This is a genomic window from Microcoleus sp. S13C4, from assembly GCF_036700865.1.
In the GTDB taxonomy this organism is placed as follows: domain Bacteria; phylum Cyanobacteriota; class Cyanobacteriia; order Cyanobacteriales; family Microcoleaceae; genus Microcoleus.
In genome coordinates, this window is sequence record NZ_JAUBPS010000018.1 from 24,772 (window position 1) to 42,498 (window position 17,727).

General features: G+C 47.9%; 11 protein-coding genes. 6 read left to right on the plus strand and 5 right to left on the minus strand.

Annotated elements, in window-relative coordinates:
* Positions 1–103: 103 nt before the first annotated feature.
* Positions 104–2,260 (minus strand): WD40 domain-containing protein, encoded by a 2,157-nt coding sequence (locus tag QT996_RS10120; protein ID WP_333046290.1) that lies wholly within the window; start codon positions 2,258–2,260, stop codon positions 104–106.
* Positions 2,261–2,629: 369 nt separating this feature from the next.
* On the opposite strand from QT996_RS10120, the gene QT996_RS10125 reads away from it, so the two are divergent.
* The 5 genes from QT996_RS10125 (at position 2,630) to QT996_RS10145 (ending at position 12,195) form a co-directional block, all read left to right on the plus strand.
* Positions 2,630–3,790, plus strand: coding sequence for a sulfate ABC transporter substrate-binding protein (locus tag QT996_RS10125; RefSeq protein WP_333046291.1), 1,161 nt, complete (start codon positions 2,630–2,632; stop codon positions 3,788–3,790).
* Positions 3,791–3,879: 89 nt separating this feature from the next.
* Positions 3,880–4,740, plus strand: a complete 861-nt coding sequence (gene cysT / locus QT996_RS10130) for a sulfate ABC transporter permease subunit CysT (protein ID WP_333046292.1) — start codon at positions 3,880–3,882, stop codon at positions 4,738–4,740.
* Positions 4,730–5,605: a sulfate ABC transporter permease subunit CysW gene (cysW, locus tag QT996_RS10135; RefSeq protein WP_333046293.1), complete on the plus strand. Its 876-nt coding sequence runs from the start codon at positions 4,730–4,732 to the stop codon at positions 5,603–5,605. Before cysT ends, cysW begins: the two co-directional genes overlap by 11 nt.
* Before the next feature lie 155 nt (positions 5,606–5,760).
* Complete coding sequence (locus QT996_RS10140) at positions 5,761–6,120, plus strand: NIL domain-containing protein (RefSeq protein ID WP_333046294.1); 360 nt, start codon at positions 5,761–5,763, stop codon at positions 6,118–6,120.
* Positions 6,121–6,816: 696 nt separating this feature from the next.
* A complete protein-coding gene (locus QT996_RS10145; RefSeq protein ID WP_333046295.1) occupies positions 6,817–12,195 on the plus strand; it encodes a DUF4347 domain-containing protein in 5,379 nt (1,792 codons plus the stop codon).
* A 145-nt stretch (positions 12,196–12,340) separates the two neighbouring features.
* Here QT996_RS10145 and QT996_RS10150 read toward each other — a convergent pair whose 3' ends face one another.
* Positions 12,341–12,721 (minus strand): cytochrome c, encoded by a 381-nt coding sequence (locus tag QT996_RS10150; protein ID WP_333046296.1) that lies wholly within the window; start codon positions 12,719–12,721, stop codon positions 12,341–12,343.
* A 181-nt stretch (positions 12,722–12,902) separates the two neighbouring features.
* Here QT996_RS10150 and petG point away from each other — a divergent pair, with 181 nt between their 5' ends.
* Positions 12,903–13,022: a cytochrome b6-f complex subunit V gene (gene petG / locus QT996_RS10155; protein ID WP_006632329.1), complete on the plus strand. Its 120-nt coding sequence runs from the start codon at positions 12,903–12,905 to the stop codon at positions 13,020–13,022.
* A gap of 149 nt (positions 13,023–13,171) precedes the next feature.
* Here the strand turns inward: petG and QT996_RS10160 are convergent, their stop codons facing one another.
* The 3 genes from QT996_RS10160 to QT996_RS10170 all read right to left on the minus strand — a co-directional run bounded on the left by QT996_RS10160 (position 13,172) and on the right by QT996_RS10170 (position 17,719).
* The gene (locus tag QT996_RS10160) at positions 13,172–14,254 is read right to left on the minus strand and encodes a glycosyltransferase family 1 protein (protein WP_333046298.1); all 1,083 of its coding nucleotides are present in this window, start codon (positions 14,252–14,254) and stop codon (positions 13,172–13,174) included.
* A gap of 98 nt (positions 14,255–14,352) precedes the next feature.
* Positions 14,353–15,423 (minus strand): glycosyltransferase family 1 protein, encoded by a 1,071-nt coding sequence (locus QT996_RS10165; protein ID WP_333046300.1) that lies wholly within the window; start codon positions 15,421–15,423, stop codon positions 14,353–14,355.
* A 166-nt stretch (positions 15,424–15,589) separates the two neighbouring features.
* On the minus strand, positions 15,590–17,719 hold the full coding sequence (locus QT996_RS10170; RefSeq protein ID WP_333046301.1) for a glycosyltransferase: 2,130 nt from the start codon (positions 17,717–17,719) through the stop codon (positions 15,590–15,592).
* Positions 17,720–17,727: the final 8 nt, after the last annotated feature.

Sequence of the window (17,727 nt, forward strand, 5' to 3'; positions counted from 1 at the left end):
CATTAGCGCAACCCCCCCAGCCATTTTTTTTTCAAATTCGCTCAAAACCCCTCCCCGTAAGGGTAAAACCGGAATAGTCCGCCCACAGCCCACTGCCAATTAACTAATCGCACCGCCAAATCTTAATCGTCTGATCCGCACTGCCGCTGGCGAGCAACTTGCCCGAAGGTGCGATCGCCACCGAGTACACCGTACCCGAATGTCCCTTAAGAGCGCTCAACAACTCCCCCGTCTGCAAATTCCAAATATTAATCGTATTATCATCGCAGCCACTAACCAAAGTCAAACCGTCCCCACTGATAGCAACCGAATCGCCCCGACTCACATAATTCTGTAAAATATGCAGCGCCTCATTCGTTCCTAAATTAGTTACACCCTTTCCCCTCGCATAATTAGTATTTAAAATCCGCAACAAACTGCCCGTGTGCAAATTCCGCAGCTTAATCGTATAATCATTGCTGACGCTAGCCAGAATCTGACCGTCTGGGGCGATCGCCACAGAATTCACCCCAACATTCAACCCCGAAAGAGTCCGCAGCAACTTGCCACTTTCCACATCCCAAACCTTGCTCGTCGCATCCGAACTCCCACTCGCTAATATTTGACCGTCCGGACTAAAAACCACCGCATTCACATTGTCAGAATGACCCCTCAAAGTCCGCAGCAACTCACCAGTCCGCAAATTCCACAGCTTAATCGTATTATCAGCCCCGCCGCAGCTAGCAATTACCTGGCGCTTCGGGTTAATCGCCACCGAATTCACCTCCATAGAATGTCCCGGAAAAGTACACAGCAAATCACCGTTGTGCAAATTCCAAAACTTAATAGTTTCGTCCGAACTGCCACTGACCAACATTTTTCCGTCATAGCTAATAGCAACCGAATTTACGCGATCGGAATGTCCCGTCAGAGTACCCATTAATTCCGCTGTTTCTAAATTCCAAATCTTAATAGTTTTATCCCAACTACCGCTAGCCAGAATTTGGCCGTCAGGACTAATAGCCAGAGAATTCACAAACGATGAATGTCCCGGCAGCGTATATACACACCGCCATTTCTGATGTGTTAATTTGTGAGCTAATTCCTTTGCCCGTTTAGATGCCGCCTCCACTTCCTGTCTGCGTTTGAGTTCAGCTTCCTCCAAACGTTGGCGTTCCGCCTTAGCTTTCGCCTCTCGCAGCGCCAGCCGCCGCATCTCTCCTTTATAGACTATTCGCTGCTGCTCTTGAATTTCTTTAAGAGTTTCCATATACGGTAGGGCCCAATCTTTAGAAAACCATTCCTGAGCAAATTCCGCCTCTAATTTAAATAGCTGAGGTTCGTGAGTAAAATCGATATTTAAATAATACAAATCCGCTAAAAAAGCCGCCAATAATTTGTGAATCGTCACAATTATTTGCCGAATAATCCGCAGGCTCAGCTTTTGATCTTTTCCCTCCGCCTCCAACTGGTGATAAACCTCTTCCCAATTCCAAGGCTGCATCGCCACTAGAGAAACGCTCTGATTTATGACTCCCCAAAAACCGACATGAAAATTAACTTCATAATCGCTGATATCGCTGTACAGTATAGCTGTAGGTACGGGAGACAAAACACTCTGCAACCGCTCCACATCAATATCAGAAATCGATTTTTTGAAATAGTCTCCGTAAAACTGAACCGGACACACATCTCCGTGCTGGGGGTAGTGCTGGTTCAAAAAAGCTCTTAACTTAGCCGGCAGCTCAATATTTAGATTGTGGCGAAACGAATCCGGGCAATCTTCGCTAATTTTTGCGGGAGCAACTAACAGCAGCAATCGGTGCTGCTGCTGCTGCAAAATCTGTTCAGTTTCCTGCCTGCTCAAATTGGAAAACCAGTTGTCCCTGTCCCAAATAGTTTGAATTTCGCTCAGCTTAACTCGAATTGCTTCTGATTGAAACTCTCGCATTAAGTCGCGGCACAGCCGACTAATTGCCCGCTTATCTCTCAATTCTTGTGCCTTAATTCGATTAACACGTTCTTCCTTTGCCCATTCTTCTGCGTCGGCGAGCGCGATTAATTCTTGTTCTCTCGCCTGCTGCCGCTGCAAAAATTTCATTTGTGCTTTAATCCAGCGGGGGTCTTTTTTGATTTGCTGGTTCAAAGCTGAAGAACCAGACGGCTCAATTTCTGCATAGCGTTCGTTGACAGCGCTTGCTCCCAATCTTTCTCCCAATTCAGAGGCTACAGGCTTCAACAGTTCAATGAGGGTGTCTGAGACGGGGCGGGGTAAGGACATACCAGTTAAAACTTTTTCTTACTTAAGGGCGATCGCGCGAGTCAGGCATATCTCGCTGGGGCGGGGACTCTTGGCAGGGCTATTACATTTGAGCGATCGGCCGATGGTAGTCGTAGGGCGTATCGTGCAGCCGCGCAAGTTGAGCACCTTAACTCAATAATAATATTTATTTATACACTTTACATTTTACCCCAAATCTGGATCGAAAGCACCGAGGGAAAAGACATCAGGATATGCGATCGACCCTGAGTTCCCCCAATTCGTTTTTTTTGTTGCCTTTTCACTCGCTCTTGTCTATAATCGTACTTCACAACCATAATTACGGTATCCCGACCCAATAACCGTACTTTCTCTAGAGGAACAAATATAATGAGTCCGTGGCAACGCCTAACTCAACACCTTCACTGGCCGCAACAGCCACCCGCAGGCACAAACCAATCATTTAAGGCGCTCAAAAGATTTGTGTCGCTATTTTTAGTGGGAATAACTTTAAGTCTGGCGGTTGCATCCTGCGGCCAGGGAAGCACCAACAACCCCGTAGCCACTCCAGGCGGTGCTACTCCAGGCGGTGCTAGCTCAGCAGCCAACAAAGGCAACGTAGAATTAACCCTAGTATCCTTCGCCGTCACCAAAGCCGCCCACGAAGCCATAATTCCCAAATTCGTACAACAATGGCAAAAAGAAAAGGGTCAAACCGTTACTTTTAACCAAAGCTACGGCGGTTCCGGTTCCCAAACTCGGGCCGTAATTGACGGTTTAGAAGCAGACATCGTACACCTAGCGCTCGCCCTCGACACCGCAAAAATCGAAAAAGCCGGACTAATTCAACCTGGGTGGGAAAAAGAAGTTCCCAACGAAGGCATAGTCAGCAAATCGGTAGCAGCGATAGTTACCCGCGAAGGCAATCCCAAAGGCATCAAAAGCTGGGAAGATTTAAGCAAAGACGGAGTAAAAGTGATTACTGCCGATCCCAAAACATCAGGCGTTGCCCGTTGGAATTTCCTCGCACTTTGGGGCTCGGTTGTTAAAACCGGAGGAGACGAAACCAAAGCATTAGACTTTACTAGCAAAGTCTACAAAAACGTCCCGATTCTAACGAAAGATGCCCGCGAAGCCACTGATGTATTTTTCAAACAAGGTCAAGGTGACGCCTTAATTAACTACGAAAACGAGATTCTTCTGGCAGGTGAGAAAGGCGAAAAACCCACTTATACTATTCCCGAAGTTAATGTTTCGATCGACAATCCGATTGCCATCGTCGATAAAAACGTTGATAAACACGGTACTCGCGAAGTCGCCGAAGCATTTGTCAAGTTTCTCTACACCCCAGAAGCTCAGCGAGAATTTGCCAAAGTAGGCTTCCGCCCCGTAGATGCGACAGTAGCGGCGGAACCAGAATTTGTCAAAAAATATGCCCCCATCAAAACCCTATTTACAGCTCAAGACTTAGGAGGCTGGAAAGATATTCAGCAGAAATTCTTTGATGACGGAGCTGTTTTTGACAAAATCCAAGGTTCAATTAAACAGTAAAAAAACAGAATGCTCAGATCCCCGACTTCCTCGAAGTTGTCGGGGATCTAAAAGATTCACTATTCTTGGCAAATCCAAACTATTCACTTATGGCTGTATCATCTCCAACCAGCAACCCTGAATCTCCCATCGAAAATATCAAAAGGGCGATCGGCAAAATCACATTACCTTGGGGAATCACCCTAGGCTACCTCAGCTTAATGCTATTGCTCCCAGTTGCAGCAATGCTGCTGAAAGCCAGCACAGCAAACCCCGCCGAATTTTGGGCAATTGCCACCAGTCCGATCGCCCTTTCCGCCTACGATGTCACCTTCTTTACGGCATTAATTGCGGCATTAATTAACGGAGTATTCGGCACCTTGATTGCCTGGGTATTAGTCCGCTACGACTTTCCCTTAAAACGGGTTGTCGATGCAGCAGTCGATTTACCTTTTGCACTGCCCACCTCCGTCGCCGGTTTAACTCTCGCCACAGTTTACAGCGATAACGGCTGGATCGGCGGGCTATTTGCACCCTTGGGAATCAAGATCTCATTTACTCGCTTGGGCGTAGGAATAGCGATGATATTTATTTCCTTGCCCTTTATCGTGCGGACTGTACAGCCAGTTTTAAACGAGATGGAAAAAGACATCGAAGAAGCAGCTTGGTGCTTGGGTGCTTCTCAATTTCAAACCTTCTGGCGAGTAGTTTTACCGCCGCTGTTCCCGTCTATTTTAACCGGAGTTGCCCTCGGGTTTTCGCGAGCAGTTGGCGAGTATGGCTCTACTGTAATTGTAGCTTCTAACATACCCTTCAAAGATTTAATCGCCCCAGTATTAATTTTTCAAAGATTGGAACAGTACGACTATGCAGGAGCAACAGTTATCGGCACTGTATTGTTAGCTATTTCCCTGGCAATGCTGTTCGCAATTAATCTATTACAAGCATGGAGAAGACGCTATGACGGCTAATATAAATTCACCCGCTGATTACAAATTTCCGCCTGCGGGTTCTAGTCGGAGTCAGGAGAAAGCCTGGGTAAAACCCACTTTAATCGGAATTGCGAGCGGCTATCTTGCTCTCGTCTTATTCATCCCCATGCTCAACGTTTTTTACCAAGCTTTCAGAAAAGGATTTGAGCCATTTTTTTCTAACTTAACCTCGCCAGATTTTCTGCACGCAGCGCAACTTACCCTAGTGATTTCTCTGATTGTCGTGCCTGTAAATACAGTCTTCGGTTTGTGTGCAGCCTGGGTAATTGGTCGCAATAAATTTCGGGGGCGCACGCTATTAATCAGCATTTTAGACGTGCCGTTTGCCATATCACCCGTAGTTGCAGGTTTAATGATTGTACTGCTTTACGGTCGGGTGGGCTGGTTCGGGCCGTGGCTGGAGGCGGCCAATATCAAGGTTATTTTTGCCTTCCCTGGAATGGTGCTGGCTACTGCTTTTGTTACCTTGCCTTTTGTGGCCCGCGAAGTAATTCCTGTTTTGGAAGAAGTGGGAACAGATCAAGAAGAGGCGGCGAAAACTTTGGGAGCAAATGACTGGCAAATTTTCTGGAATGTCACGCTTCCCAGTATTCGCTGGGGATTGCTTTACGGAGTAATTTTGACCAATGCTAGAGCAATGGGAGAATTTGGAGCCGTCTCTGTGGTATCAGGAAATATTGCTAAAAAAACCCAAACTTTGCCTTTGTTTGTAGAGGATGCTTACAAGCAGTACGCGACGCAAGCAGCATTTTCAGCGGCGGTAATTCTAGGTTTTTTAGGAGTTATTACTCTTGTACTTAAGGAGATTTTAGAACGAAAAACAAGCATTAAGGAGGTTGAATAATCATCAGTCATTAGGCTGTAGGGTACGCAGTTGTTAGTCATTAGTAGGGTGCGTGGCTATCGACAATCTGCTTGGAAGCTCGAAAATCTCGCAGATCCGCACCATACAAGATAGTGGTGCAAAATGTAAACTGAAACAAACATTAGGAGGCCCCAATGTTAGCTCACAACACTAGCGAATCTGAATTTGAGGCGATAGACCATTTTCACAAAACCCAAGAATCCGATATTCCCAAATCAGACAGTGGCGACAGCAGACCAACTCAAACCCGCATTCGCATTCGTGTGCCTAAAGCATACCATCAGGAACCTGTCATCTCTAACCTGATTTCTGAATACGGTTTGACGGTAAATTTTAATGCCGCTTTGTTGGGTGTCAAAACTTTAGATGATGGTTGGTTTGATTTGGAACTTAACGGTACAAGTAAACAGATTGAAAGTGCTCTGCTTTATCTGAATGATTTAGATGTGGAAATTTGGAGCAATTCCAATAAGCCCGACGAAGAAACTTGGTAATTAGTGAGTCTTGGACTCACCAAGCTGAAAGAAAAGTTAATATTCTGGACTGCCACGCCTAATTTTCTTTCTTAGAGCCAGTTTATTGAGTCTAATAGTTTCTAGGAATGTTAGTCATGAGTCAGCCTATCTATTCCTGTAAAATAACCGTTATCAAGGTTATAGTGAGGAATGCAAGCCTTCATAAAACTCGGAGGACTTGCATTCCTTACTACCAAGCACTTTGATTGGGGTTGTTCGTTAGCGAAGCCCTCGAAGAGGATCGCACATACAGATCATTCAGCAGCTAACCACTACGCAATAATATCAGCTTACAGCTAATAACCGTGATTGATAACTCTTGACTCACAAATATCGATCGCCATCGGTTAACTATTAGATTGACAATCTTTATCAAATCTGGTATTTTATCCATCTCTGGTATATCAATAAACAGCGCGCAAGTCTTCTCCAACATTGTTGTAACAGCCGGAACAATATCCCCCTTTAAAACTTCTAAACAATCAAACTAACTCAGTTAGGGCAGGGGAGCATAAAAAAAAGTTTTTGTCAATATTCAATTTAGGTGAAAGTTAGGGGCGATCCTCTTCGAGGGCTTCGCCAACGACTCTCATCCGCAGCGGAAAAAGATCGATCGCTGCTGCGGTTGCTTTGTGCTATGAATTTGATGTGTGTGTGTACCAGGAGAATTTGAACGTGGAACTCTATAAAGAACAGAAACACCAGATAGTTTTTGCAGATTCACAAGTTAAAGATTGCGAAAGTTTAACAGAAACGGTCAATCCCGATACAGAAATTGTTATTCTCAAAGCCGATCGCGACGGCATCGAGCAAATCGCCGAAACACTTAAACAGCGGACAAACATTGCAGCCGTCCACATTTTGTCTCACGGCGCAGCAGCCAGCTTGCAAATCGGCGCAACAGAACTTAATCTCAGCAACATTGAAAGCTACCGCAATTATTTAGAAACATGGTTTGCTTTGCCAGCAGCCGAAGCAAACTCGAACTCTTCAATTACAGCTAAACCCGAAATTCTGCTTTACGGTTGCAACGTCGCCGCCACAGAAGCCGGTGTAGCTTTCGTCCAAAGGCTGAGCCAGCTCACCGGAGCAAATATTGCCGCTTCCGATAACTTGACCGGCAGTGCGACACTGGGTGGAGACTGGGAACTCGAAGTAACTACGGGCAAAATAGAAACACCTTTGGCATTTTCGGCAGAGGCGAGGGAAGCTTACAGTGGCGTACTGGCTGACTTGAACCAAACGACGGGCGACTTTAACGGACTGGTAAATGCCATCAATGTTGCCAACATCAACAGTGGCATTGACACGATCACTCTCTCTGCCGATATTACCCTCGCAGGGCAATTGCCGAGAATTACGGATACTACCACTATTGTTGGTGGCGGTTTCAAGATCAGTGGCAATAACAACCGTGCCTTCGTAGTTGATAACACAACATTTAACATCTCGAACCTCACCATTGATTCTGCAAAAGCAGTAGGCAACGTAGGAACCAGTGGTGGTGGTGGCGCTGCAGGCTTAGGTGGCGCACTTTTTATCAACAGCGGTACAGTCACAGTTGACAGAGTTACTTTTTCTAATAACTCTGCCGTTGGCGGTGCAGGTGTGGCTGGGAATGGTGGCAAGGGTGGTAGCGCGGATCTGGCTACTGTCTTTGGAGGCACAGCAGGGACAAATGGTAGAAATGGTAGAAATGGTCTAGCAAGTAATGGCGCTGCCGGTGGGGTTGGCGAAGATGGCGAGGCTGGCGGTACTGGTAATGCTGGCGGTACTGGCGGTATTGGCGGCACTGGCGGTACTGGTGTTGGCGGCACAAACGGTGGTGCTGGTGGTATTGGTGGTGCTGGTGGTGCTGGTAGCGTTGTCGGTAGTGGCGGCGGTGGTGGTGGTGCCGGTGGCGTTGGCGGTCCTCCTGGTACTGGTACTCAAGGTAATGGTGGCAATGGCGGTGCTGGCGCTGCTGGCACCTTTGGTGGTGGTGGCGGTGCTGGCGGTACTTTTGGTACAGGTGCTGCGCCTGGTGCTATCGGCCCTGGCGGCACTGGCGGCTTCGGCGGCGGTGGCGGTAGTGGTAATGGTGCAAGCGCCGGGGGCACTTTTGGCGGTGCAGGTACTATTGGCTTTGGTGGCGGCGGTGCAGGTTTAGGCGGCGCGATTTTTGTTGGCGGTGGCACTTTGACCATGACCAACAGCACCTTATATAGCAACACAGTTACGGGTGGCAATGCTGGTAATGTTGCCGCAGGTGCGGGTACAGCCGCAGGTGGTGCAATTTTCGTCAACTCAGGTGCTACAGCTACCCTCACTAACAACACGATCGCTTATAACTCTGCAACCGCCGCCACAGTTGGCACCCCGGCTAGTCTGATTGCTAATGCCGGAGGAATTTACAACAACGGCGGTACAGTTACAGTCAAAAACACGATCATTGCTGGCAACGTTGCTACTACCGACACTGATGTTACAGGGGCATTCACAGGAAATAACAACCTGATTGGAGTTCTCGGCACTAGCACTGGTTTCGCAGGTCAGGCATTAGCGGTTCCTTTGGCAAATGTATTAGCTCCAGCCGCCTCTGCCGGACTCAACGGTGCAACTACCGGTCCGTTCACCCTTGCCCTAGTGGACAACAGCCCCGTCACTACCAGCAGCAACCCTGCAATTGGTGGGGGCGACCCGACAATAACAGCAGTGGGCGCTACAGCTTTTGACCAACGCGGTACTGGCTATCCTCGAAAAATTGACAATACTCTTGTCAGCAAACCGAATATTGACATCGGTGCTTACGAGTACGGGCCAGTGGTCGTGGGTCAGAAATTCAACGACCTTAACGGGGATAGCCTGCAAGGTGCCGCGGCGACTGAACCAGGTCTCCCGGGCTGGGTGATTTCTGTAGGCACAAAAAGCGCTACCACCGCAGCAGACGGCACTTACACGATCCCGGACGTAAAAACAGCTACTCCGATTACAGAAGCGCCGCCTGCTGGTACGCTTGCGACCGATTGGGTACAGACTCTCGGCCCGACTCCCGGTTCTACAGGTGTAATTGATGTTACTGGTGCCAACTTTGGCAACTTCAAAAAAACATCGATCGCAGGCAAAACCTACACCGACCTCGCGGGCAACGCCGTTTTAGATGCCACCGACACCGTATTAAACGGCGTCACCGTCACTTTATACAAAGACACCAACAACAACAACACGCTAGAAGTCGGCACAGATACTGTTGTGGGCGCGCCCGTAACGACTGCGGGAGCCGGAGATTACCTCTTCTCGGATATAGGCCCCGGCAAATACCTGATACAAGCTACGGCCCCAGCCAACTCCAGCATCTCTTTCCCCGCTGCCGCAATTTTCGTTAGCGCCCAAAGCGGTACTGCTGTCACCGGTCAAAACTTTGGCGTTTTCCAAAACATCACCGTCAGCGGTACCCAATTCACCGATCTCACCGGCAACGGCTTCTCTGCCGATGATACGCCCCTCAACGGCACCACCGTTCGCTTGTTTAAGGATACTAACAATAACAGCACTTTAGATACCGGCGACGCGGAAATTGCCTCTCAAGTTACCGGGACAGCACCAGCGGCTGCTGGGACGTATAGCTTTGCCAACGTCGGCTCCGGTCGGTACTTTGTGAGAGAAGACGTACCAACTGGTTTCTCACAAACCGCCGGCCCGGCTTTTTATACAATTAACCCGGTCAGCGGCACAAACATTACGGCTCAAGACTTCGGCAACTTCCAGTTGGGCAAAATCAGCGGGATCAAATTTAATGACCTCAACAAAAATGGCACTCAAGATTTGCCAGCAGAACAACCCCTAGGAGGCTGGACAATTTACCTGGATGCCAACAACAACGGCGTCCAAGAACAAGTAGCAGCCGAAACAGGCACCAACGCCGCTGTCACCGATGTCGCCGGCAAGTACCAGTTCACCAACCTGCCAGCCGGCACTTATACAGTGCGGGAAGTGCCACAAACAGGCTGGACGCAAACTCTGCCCCCTGTCAATGCAGCCACGCCTACTCTTTCCGGCGCGTTTTCGATCGCCGTCACCAGCGGCACAGACTCCCAAAACAACAATTTCGGCAACTTCAAGCCCAACTCGATTAGTGGTCTGAAGTTCAATGACCTCAACAAAAATGCCATCCAAGATGCGCCAGCAGAAACAGCACTACCCAACTGGCAATTCTTCCTGGATACCAACAACAACGGTACTCTCGACACCGGGGAACCCAACACCCTCACGGATGCCACCGGCAACTACAAATTCTCCGATTTGTCAGCCGGAACCTACAAGGTGCGGGAAGTCTTGCAGCCTACTTGGACGCAAACTACCCCCAACCCCGCCGACATCACTGTCACCAGCGGTCAAGACATCGCTAACATCAACTTCGGCAACTTCCAGTCGAGCACAATCAGCGGTCAAAAATTTAATGACCTCAACAGCAACGGCATTAAGGATGCCGGAGAATTGGGGCTAGGTAACTGGCAAATATTCCTCGACAGTATCAATCCGGATGGATTGTTTCAGCAGGGCGAACCGACTACCATCACTGATGCTGCGGGCAACTACACTCTCCGAGATATACCCGCAGGCACTTACCAGGTAAGGGAAGTCCAGCAAAACGGCTGGACGCAGACGACCCCCAACCCCGCCCCCGTTACTGTTAATCCTCCAAATAACATCACCGGCATTGACTTCGGCAACTTCTTGCCCCAACCCGGGGCGATCCGAGGTCTGAAGTTCAGCGACAGCAACAACAATGGCACTCAGGATGCTGGAGAACCGGGTTTACCCAATTTCCAAATTCAGTTAACCAATGTCGTAACTGGAACTGCTCCGGCTCCGGCTCCTGTTACTACTACCACAGACAACAGCGGCAACTACCTGTTCGCAAACCTAACGCCGGGAACCTACCGTGTCCGGGAAGTCAACCAAACTGGGTTCACCCAAAGCACTCCCGCACCCGCGGACATCACCCTAACTTCGGGCGCTATTGTCAGCGGCATCAACTTCGGGAACTTCCCGACGCCGACGCCGACGCCGACACCGACACCTGCACCGACACCTGCACCGACGCCGCCGACATCGCCGACGCCGACGCCTGCACCTGTACCGACGCCTGCACCGACACCTGCACCGACGCCGACACCTGCACCTGTACCGACGCCGACGCCTGCACCTGTACCGACGCCGACGCCGACACCTGCACCGACGCCGACGCCTGCACCTGTACCGACGCCGACGCCTGCACCTGTACCGACAGATTTGGTTTGCCCTGAGAACTTCCCCAGGATCGCTACTCCCAATGAGTCCGGCACTTCTTCAGCGGGTAATGTGATCAATGGCCCTAACGGCGACGATACGATCGTGGGTAGTGCCGGCAGTGACTCTATCTTCGGGTTGAGCGGCAACGATTTGATCTTTGGCCGAGGGGGCAGCGACTACATCAATGGCAATACGGGCAACGATACTGTCTACGGAGGCATCGATAGCGATACTCTCTTCGGTGGCAAAGGGTTTGACCTGATTTTTGGCGATCGGGGTAACGATACGATTTATGGCAATCGCGGCAACGACTCGATCTCTGGTGACGAAGGCAATGATTTATTGTACGGCGGCAAAGCTGATGACGTAATGTTGGGAGGCGCTGGCGACGACGTGCTAATTGGCGATCAAGGCAATGACACTCTCTGCGGCGGCGAGGGTAACAATACCTTAATTGGCAGCAGCGGCGATGATTTGCTCTTTGCTGGCACCGGCGATGACTTGCTCTTTGGCGGCATTGGCAGGGATACCCTCGTCGGCGGCATTGGCAGCAATGGCTTTGTCTTGTCAGCGGGCGGAGGAATTGACACCATTATCAACTTCACTGCAGGAGTTGATTCGATCAAGTTGGTGGGAGGCTTGGACTTCAATCAACTGTCATTGACCGAAACTAATGGCTCGACGGCGATCGGCATCGCCGGCAGCAACGAGATTTTGGCTATACTGACGAGCGTGCAGCCAAGCCAGTTATCGGCTCAGAGTTTTAGCTTGCTGGTTTAGTCCGCAGATAAAACTCGGCAGTTGCAACCGATCCTACACTTGCCTGCCGTCCCAACAGAGAGGGACTACCCGAAAGCAGAGCCTCGAAGCATGGGTTTCGAGGCTTTGCCAAAGAAGGGGAACGCATTCCGTTCCCCTTCTTTGGTCAAATTTGTTCGAGATATTTCAGCAAGTCGGCCATTTCTTGCGGACTCGGCTGAAACTGCGGCATTGGTGGGGTTTGCCCGCTGGTGACTTGCCGGATCAGATCGAATTCGGATTTGCGCTCGGACACTCCGTGCAAGTTGGGCCCGACTTGACTGTCTGAAACGGATATGTGACAACCCGCACAGTTCATTTGAAAGATGGCGGAACCCTGAAACGGGTTGCCCGTGAGGGATAGTACGCTTTTGACGTAAGGATCGGCGACTTGAAACTGACGAATTGCGAGGGCAGCCAACATGATGGCAAGCAACACCGCTAGCGCAAATATGGCAAGTCGCTCGATCGGGTTTTTAATTTCATTCCTGGCAAGTTGGTTATTCAAAGGAGTTCAATTAAAAATAGTATCTACAAGAAAATTTATTTCTCATAACATAGCTTAATCGTTCGCAGCGGGGAGAGCAAGCTCTTAGACCCCCAGAAGGGCGATGAATGTGAAATTTCATCTGTGTAAGTGCTGGTAATATTAAAAATAGGTTGTTAAATCTTAACGTTAAGGAGATCTCATGGTAGAACCGCTGCTTTCAGGTATTGTTCTGGGTCTAATCTTTGTTACTCTGGCGGGGTTGTTTTTTGCTGCTTATCAGCAGTACAAGCGCGGCGATCAGTTGGGTATCAATAAGTAAAAGGGGCTACAGTCTCTAACTCAGGCTGTCAGGGGGAGTGGGAATTGGGAATTGGGCATGGGGCATGGGGCATTGATCTACCTACTGACTTCTTCCTTCTTCCCTCTTCCCTCTTCCTTCTTCCCTCTTCCCTCTTCCTTCTTCCTTCGTTAAAGATATCGATCGAGAATAGCAGCAGTTTGCAGACCTGTTTTTTCCCAGCTAAATTGTTTTGCTCTGGCTAAACCGAGCTCCCGCAAGTGCGATCGAACTTTGGCATCCACTGCAAGCTGGTGCATAGCAGAGGCAATTTCCTCGACGCTGTAGGGGTTGACTAATAAGGCTGCACCCCCCGCCACTTCGGGCATTGAAGACAGGTTAGAGGTGATGACAGGAGTGCCGCAGGCCATTGCTTCGAGCACGGGGAGGCCGAATCCTTCCCAAAGACTGGGGAAAACCAGGGCGATCGCTTGGTTTATGACTTTGGGCAAGTCGGCTGCGGGGAGGTAATCTAAGAATTTTACTTGATCGACCAATCCCAATTCTTGAACCTGCGCTTTCAGCAGCGGCGTATAGCGTTTATCTTCCGAACCTGCTATCCACAATTCGTACTCGGAATTCTGCTGCAAAGCAGCAAAGGCTGCTATAACTCGCTGCACGTTTTTATACGGATTGTGGCGACCGATATAAAGAAAATAATTGCTTGTTGGCAAGTCTAAAAAACGGAAAAAACTGGTATCGTACCCTGGGAAAATTGGCGTAATTAAATTAGTAGGAATATTGCAAAAATTAGCGATATCTTGGGCCGTTGATTCTGAGTCGCAAATGATATGTTGAGCCTGCCGCAGCACTTGGGGAATGTAGTAGCGGTGGTAAGGTGTCAGAGGATCGAAGCGGCGGGGAAATCGCAGCGCTATCAAGTCATGTACTGTAATTATATAGCGGCAACCTGCAAATAGAGGAGCTTCGGGAATTGGGGAAAATAACAGGTTAGATTTTAGCTGTTTGTAAATTTTGGGGAGTTGGGTTTGTGTCCACAGCAATCGGTTGATGTGTCCTTTAGTTCCTTGTTCTGGGGTTAGGTTTGGGGGAATTTGGTAGCAGTTGTTATTGGGAAATTTTTCGGCTGTGAGTAATGTTGGATTGAGGGATTTTAGGTGGGGAAATAGGTTTTTGGCGTAGATGGCTAAGCCGGTTGGTTTGGAAATTAGGAAGGAGAGGTTGATGAGGAGGTTGGATTGGGGATTGGGCATGGGATAATATGTAGATTGCGGTTTTTGGGTGGGATTTTTTTTATTTAACCGCAGAGGGCGCAGAGGGCGCAGAGAGGAGAAAGGAAGAGAGGGAAGATTTAAAGATATTGCTGTAAGATGTTGGCGGTTGCTTTTCCGGTTTTGTTCCAGCTAAATTGAGATGCTCTAGCTAAACTAGCAGTTTTTAAGTTTGATCGCACTTTTGAATCTGTGGCTAATGTTTGCATGGCTTCGGCTATTTCTCCGACGCTGTAAGGATTGACTAATAAGGCGGCATCTCCGGCTACTTCTGGCATCGATGATAGGTTGGATGTGATGACGGGTGTGCCGCAAGCCATTGCTTCTAAAATTGGTAAGCCGAATCCTTCCCAAAGTGTAGGGAAAACTAGGGCGATCGCCTGATTCATCAGTACGGGCAATTGAGAATAGGGAACGTAACCGAGAAACTTTACCAAAGATTGTAAACCTAATTCTTCAACTTGTGCTGTCAACTGCGGCGTGTAGGCATTGGGAGGCCCTGCTAGCCACAATTCGTAATTGGCGCGATCGGGCAAACTCGCAAATGCAGCAATTAATCTTTCCAAGTTTTTGTAAGGATCGTGTCTACCTGTATAAAGAAAATAATTTTTGGTTGGCAAGTCGAGATATCTAAAATTAATATTATCGCAAGCTAGGGGAATTGCGGTCATTTTCTGAAGCGGAATCTGGAAAAAGTTAGCAACATCTGCCACCGTTGCTTGAGAATCGCAAATAATGTGTTCTGCTTGCCGCAAAACCTGCGGTATGTAGTAGCGGAAATAAGCTGTTAAACGAGAAAATCGTCTGGGAAATCGCAAAGGAATTAAATCGTGAACTGTGACAATGTAGCGGCAGCCGGAATACAAAGGTGCTTCGGGCATTGGGGAAAACATTAGGGTGGACTGCAATTTTTTGTAAATTTTTGGTAATTCAAACTGAGTCCACAGCAGCCTGTTAATTTGTCCTTTCGGGCCGCGATTCGGTGTCAGAGTTTCGGGGATATGATAGCAAGTATAATTGTCAATTTGCTGGGAAGCGAGTAATGTTGGTTCTAGCTGTTGCAGTTGCGGGAAAAGATTAGCGGCGTAAGTCCCGATTCCCGTTGGTTCGGGTGTTAAGAAGGACAAATTGATTAACAGTGAATTAGACATGATTTTAGATATCCGGCGACTGGAAGTCGCGACTATACATACAAAGTCCCAGCAGAGGGGGACTGAAGAAAACGGTAATAAAATCGACTTTGATATTAGTCCTATGCAAGAGGACTTTAGCTTTTGGCTAGGGGTTTTAAGCCCTGGTGGACTATTTAATTAGCCTTTAAGTGCGATCGAGCATTTGAGCTATATCGGCAGGATTTGGCAGCCGAATTGTAGCATATTCTTGGTGAATAATCTCAAAAAGATTCTTGACTTTTTTCTCGAAACGTGCAAGTCTAAAGTTCTGACTGCGCTGCTGTGCACCAGCTTGAAGTTCTGCTAGCAAATCGGGATTAACAATTAGTTGATGTGAATGGTGGCACAGTTCCTCAACGGTATTGAACAAAAAGCCCGATCGCCCATTTTCGACAATTTCCGGTTGGCCGCCGCCGTTGAAAACAATCGGAGCACAACTGTTTTGCATTGCTTCCACAGTCGCCATCCCGAAATGCTCAAATCTTTGAGGATTTACTTCACCCAAACCGCAGCCGTGCCAAAATATGCTCGCTTTAGCATAAAGTGATTTTACCTCATCAAAGTCAGCATTGACTTTTAACTCGATCGCCCTTGAATCTTGCTTCAATAAATTCTGAACCGTCTTTAAATAAGGATTTTTTGGAATGCTACTGCCGGCTAAAATTAGCCGCCATCCTTGAAAATCTTCGGGATAATGTGCTAGCAAACTGCGGAAAGCTTTAATTAGTTCAATTTGTTTTTTTGTTCCCCCAGCTTCAAACTGTCCCACCGCCAAAATTATTTTTTCTTTCGGCACTTTAACTGTTACCATTTCCACCGGGGGATAAAGCAGAAAAGTTGGCTTTAAATCCCAGCGTTTCTCCAACCACTTAACAGTAAATTGACTGTTGGCAATAATGAAAGTATAATCATCAACAGCAAAATGACGGTTGCGGAAGGTATTGGGAAAGTGGCAGAAAAATATTGAAATTGGCGACAGTGGCTTGACTTTTTCCAGTTGATTCGCGTTGAGGAAAATATCGTAGTTTTTGCTTTCTCTGGCAATTTCATCAAAGGGATTTTCCATATCTTCCACGATGATGCTGGAATCGATGCACTGCATTCCGCGTTTCTCGTAAAACGCCAAGGGAATAATTTTAATTTTGCATCCTGAAAGGTTGAGTCCGTACCACGATTCTAAGTCAGAAACAGCAACTGGTTTGTTGGCGATAAAAGTAATGTCAAATTCATTTTGCAGCAACGAGGCGATGGTAGCGACGTATTTTTGACCGCCACCGATAAAATGCAGTCCGTGATCGTAAATGCCGATCGACATTTTGCGATCGCCCCGAACCACCTGCAATCGAGGTAAAATGCGATCGACCTTCATGCGACTGTAAATAACCGCCAACTTTTCCGACAACTGCGGTAATACAGTTTCGATGATTGCCGGTTTCTGATAATCCAGCAGTTTTTTAATCGCTACAAATAAACTCTCGAACAGCAAATCGTACTGCTTGTTAGTAAAAAAATCTGAAGTGTGAATCGCTTTGACTAATTGCAAAGGTTCATGTTTGGCCAAATACAAAAATCGATTGCGGTTGCAGAAATACTCGGTAAGTTTGCTTCCTTTACTCGAACCGCGATACTCATGATGGGCGATGGCTGCGGGAGTATAAAGCATTTTCCAACCGCGTTTGTGACAGCGTTTGGCAAACTCTACATCTTCAAAATACATCACAAAATCTTCATCGATTGGCCCCACATCTTCCAAACATTCTCTCCGAAAAAGCACCGCCGCCCAACAAAGCCCTTCGACTTCCTGTTCTGTATCGTACTGTCCCGAATCTTTTTCGCCAAAGCCGACATCTCGCCAATAAAAATTAGGTAATTGCTGAATACCAGCGCTGTTAATTCGCCCGTCTTTAAACAACAATTTGCCGCTAGTCGCACCTACTTCTTTATTAGTTTCTAGCCGTTTTACAAGAATCTCTAACCAGCGACTCTCAAGGGTAGCATCGTTATTTAGAAAGGCGATGTATTGTCCTTTAGCTTGGCTGATGCCGAGGTTGAGGGCTTTAGCAAAGTTGTTGGCAGTATTGACAAAAATGCGAACTTTTGGAAAGAGTTCCGCCAGGGACTTAACGGAATCGTCTTTAGAGCAATTATCAATTACAATTAAATCTAGTTGCTGTTCGGGATACGCAAGTTTTTGTAGAGATTTTAAGCAATCTTTCGTGTGGCGCAGACCGTTATAGTTGACTATAATTAACGAACATATGGGCAGTGTGGTCATCTTTGATG

Excerpts from the sequence above, each read along its gene's own strand:
- cysW (WP_333046293.1), top strand. The coding sequence starts at position 4,730 with ATGACGGCTAATATAAATTCACCCGCTGATTACAAATTTCCGCCTGCG.
- petG (WP_006632329.1), top strand. The coding sequence starts at position 12,903 with ATGGTAGAACCGCTGCTTTCAGGTATTGTTCTGGGTCTAATCTTTGTT.
- QT996_RS10125 (WP_333046291.1), top strand. The coding sequence starts at position 2,630 with ATGAGTCCGTGGCAACGCCTAACTCAACACCTTCACTGGCCGCAACAG.
- cysT (WP_333046292.1), top strand. The coding sequence starts at position 3,880 with ATGGCTGTATCATCTCCAACCAGCAACCCTGAATCTCCCATCGAAAAT.
- QT996_RS10170 (WP_333046301.1), bottom strand. The coding sequence starts at position 17,719 with ATGACCACACTGCCCATATGTTCGTTAATTATAGTCAACTATAACGGT.
- QT996_RS10160 (WP_333046298.1), bottom strand. The coding sequence starts at position 14,254 with ATGCCCAATCCCCAATCCAACCTCCTCATCAACCTCTCCTTCCTAATT.
- QT996_RS10120 (WP_333046290.1), bottom strand. The coding sequence starts at position 2,260 with ATGTCCTTACCCCGCCCCGTCTCAGACACCCTCATTGAACTGTTGAAG.
- QT996_RS10165 (WP_333046300.1), bottom strand. The coding sequence starts at position 15,423 with ATGTCTAATTCACTGTTAATCAATTTGTCCTTCTTAACACCCGAACCA.
- QT996_RS10140 (WP_333046294.1), top strand. The coding sequence starts at position 5,761 with ATGTTAGCTCACAACACTAGCGAATCTGAATTTGAGGCGATAGACCAT.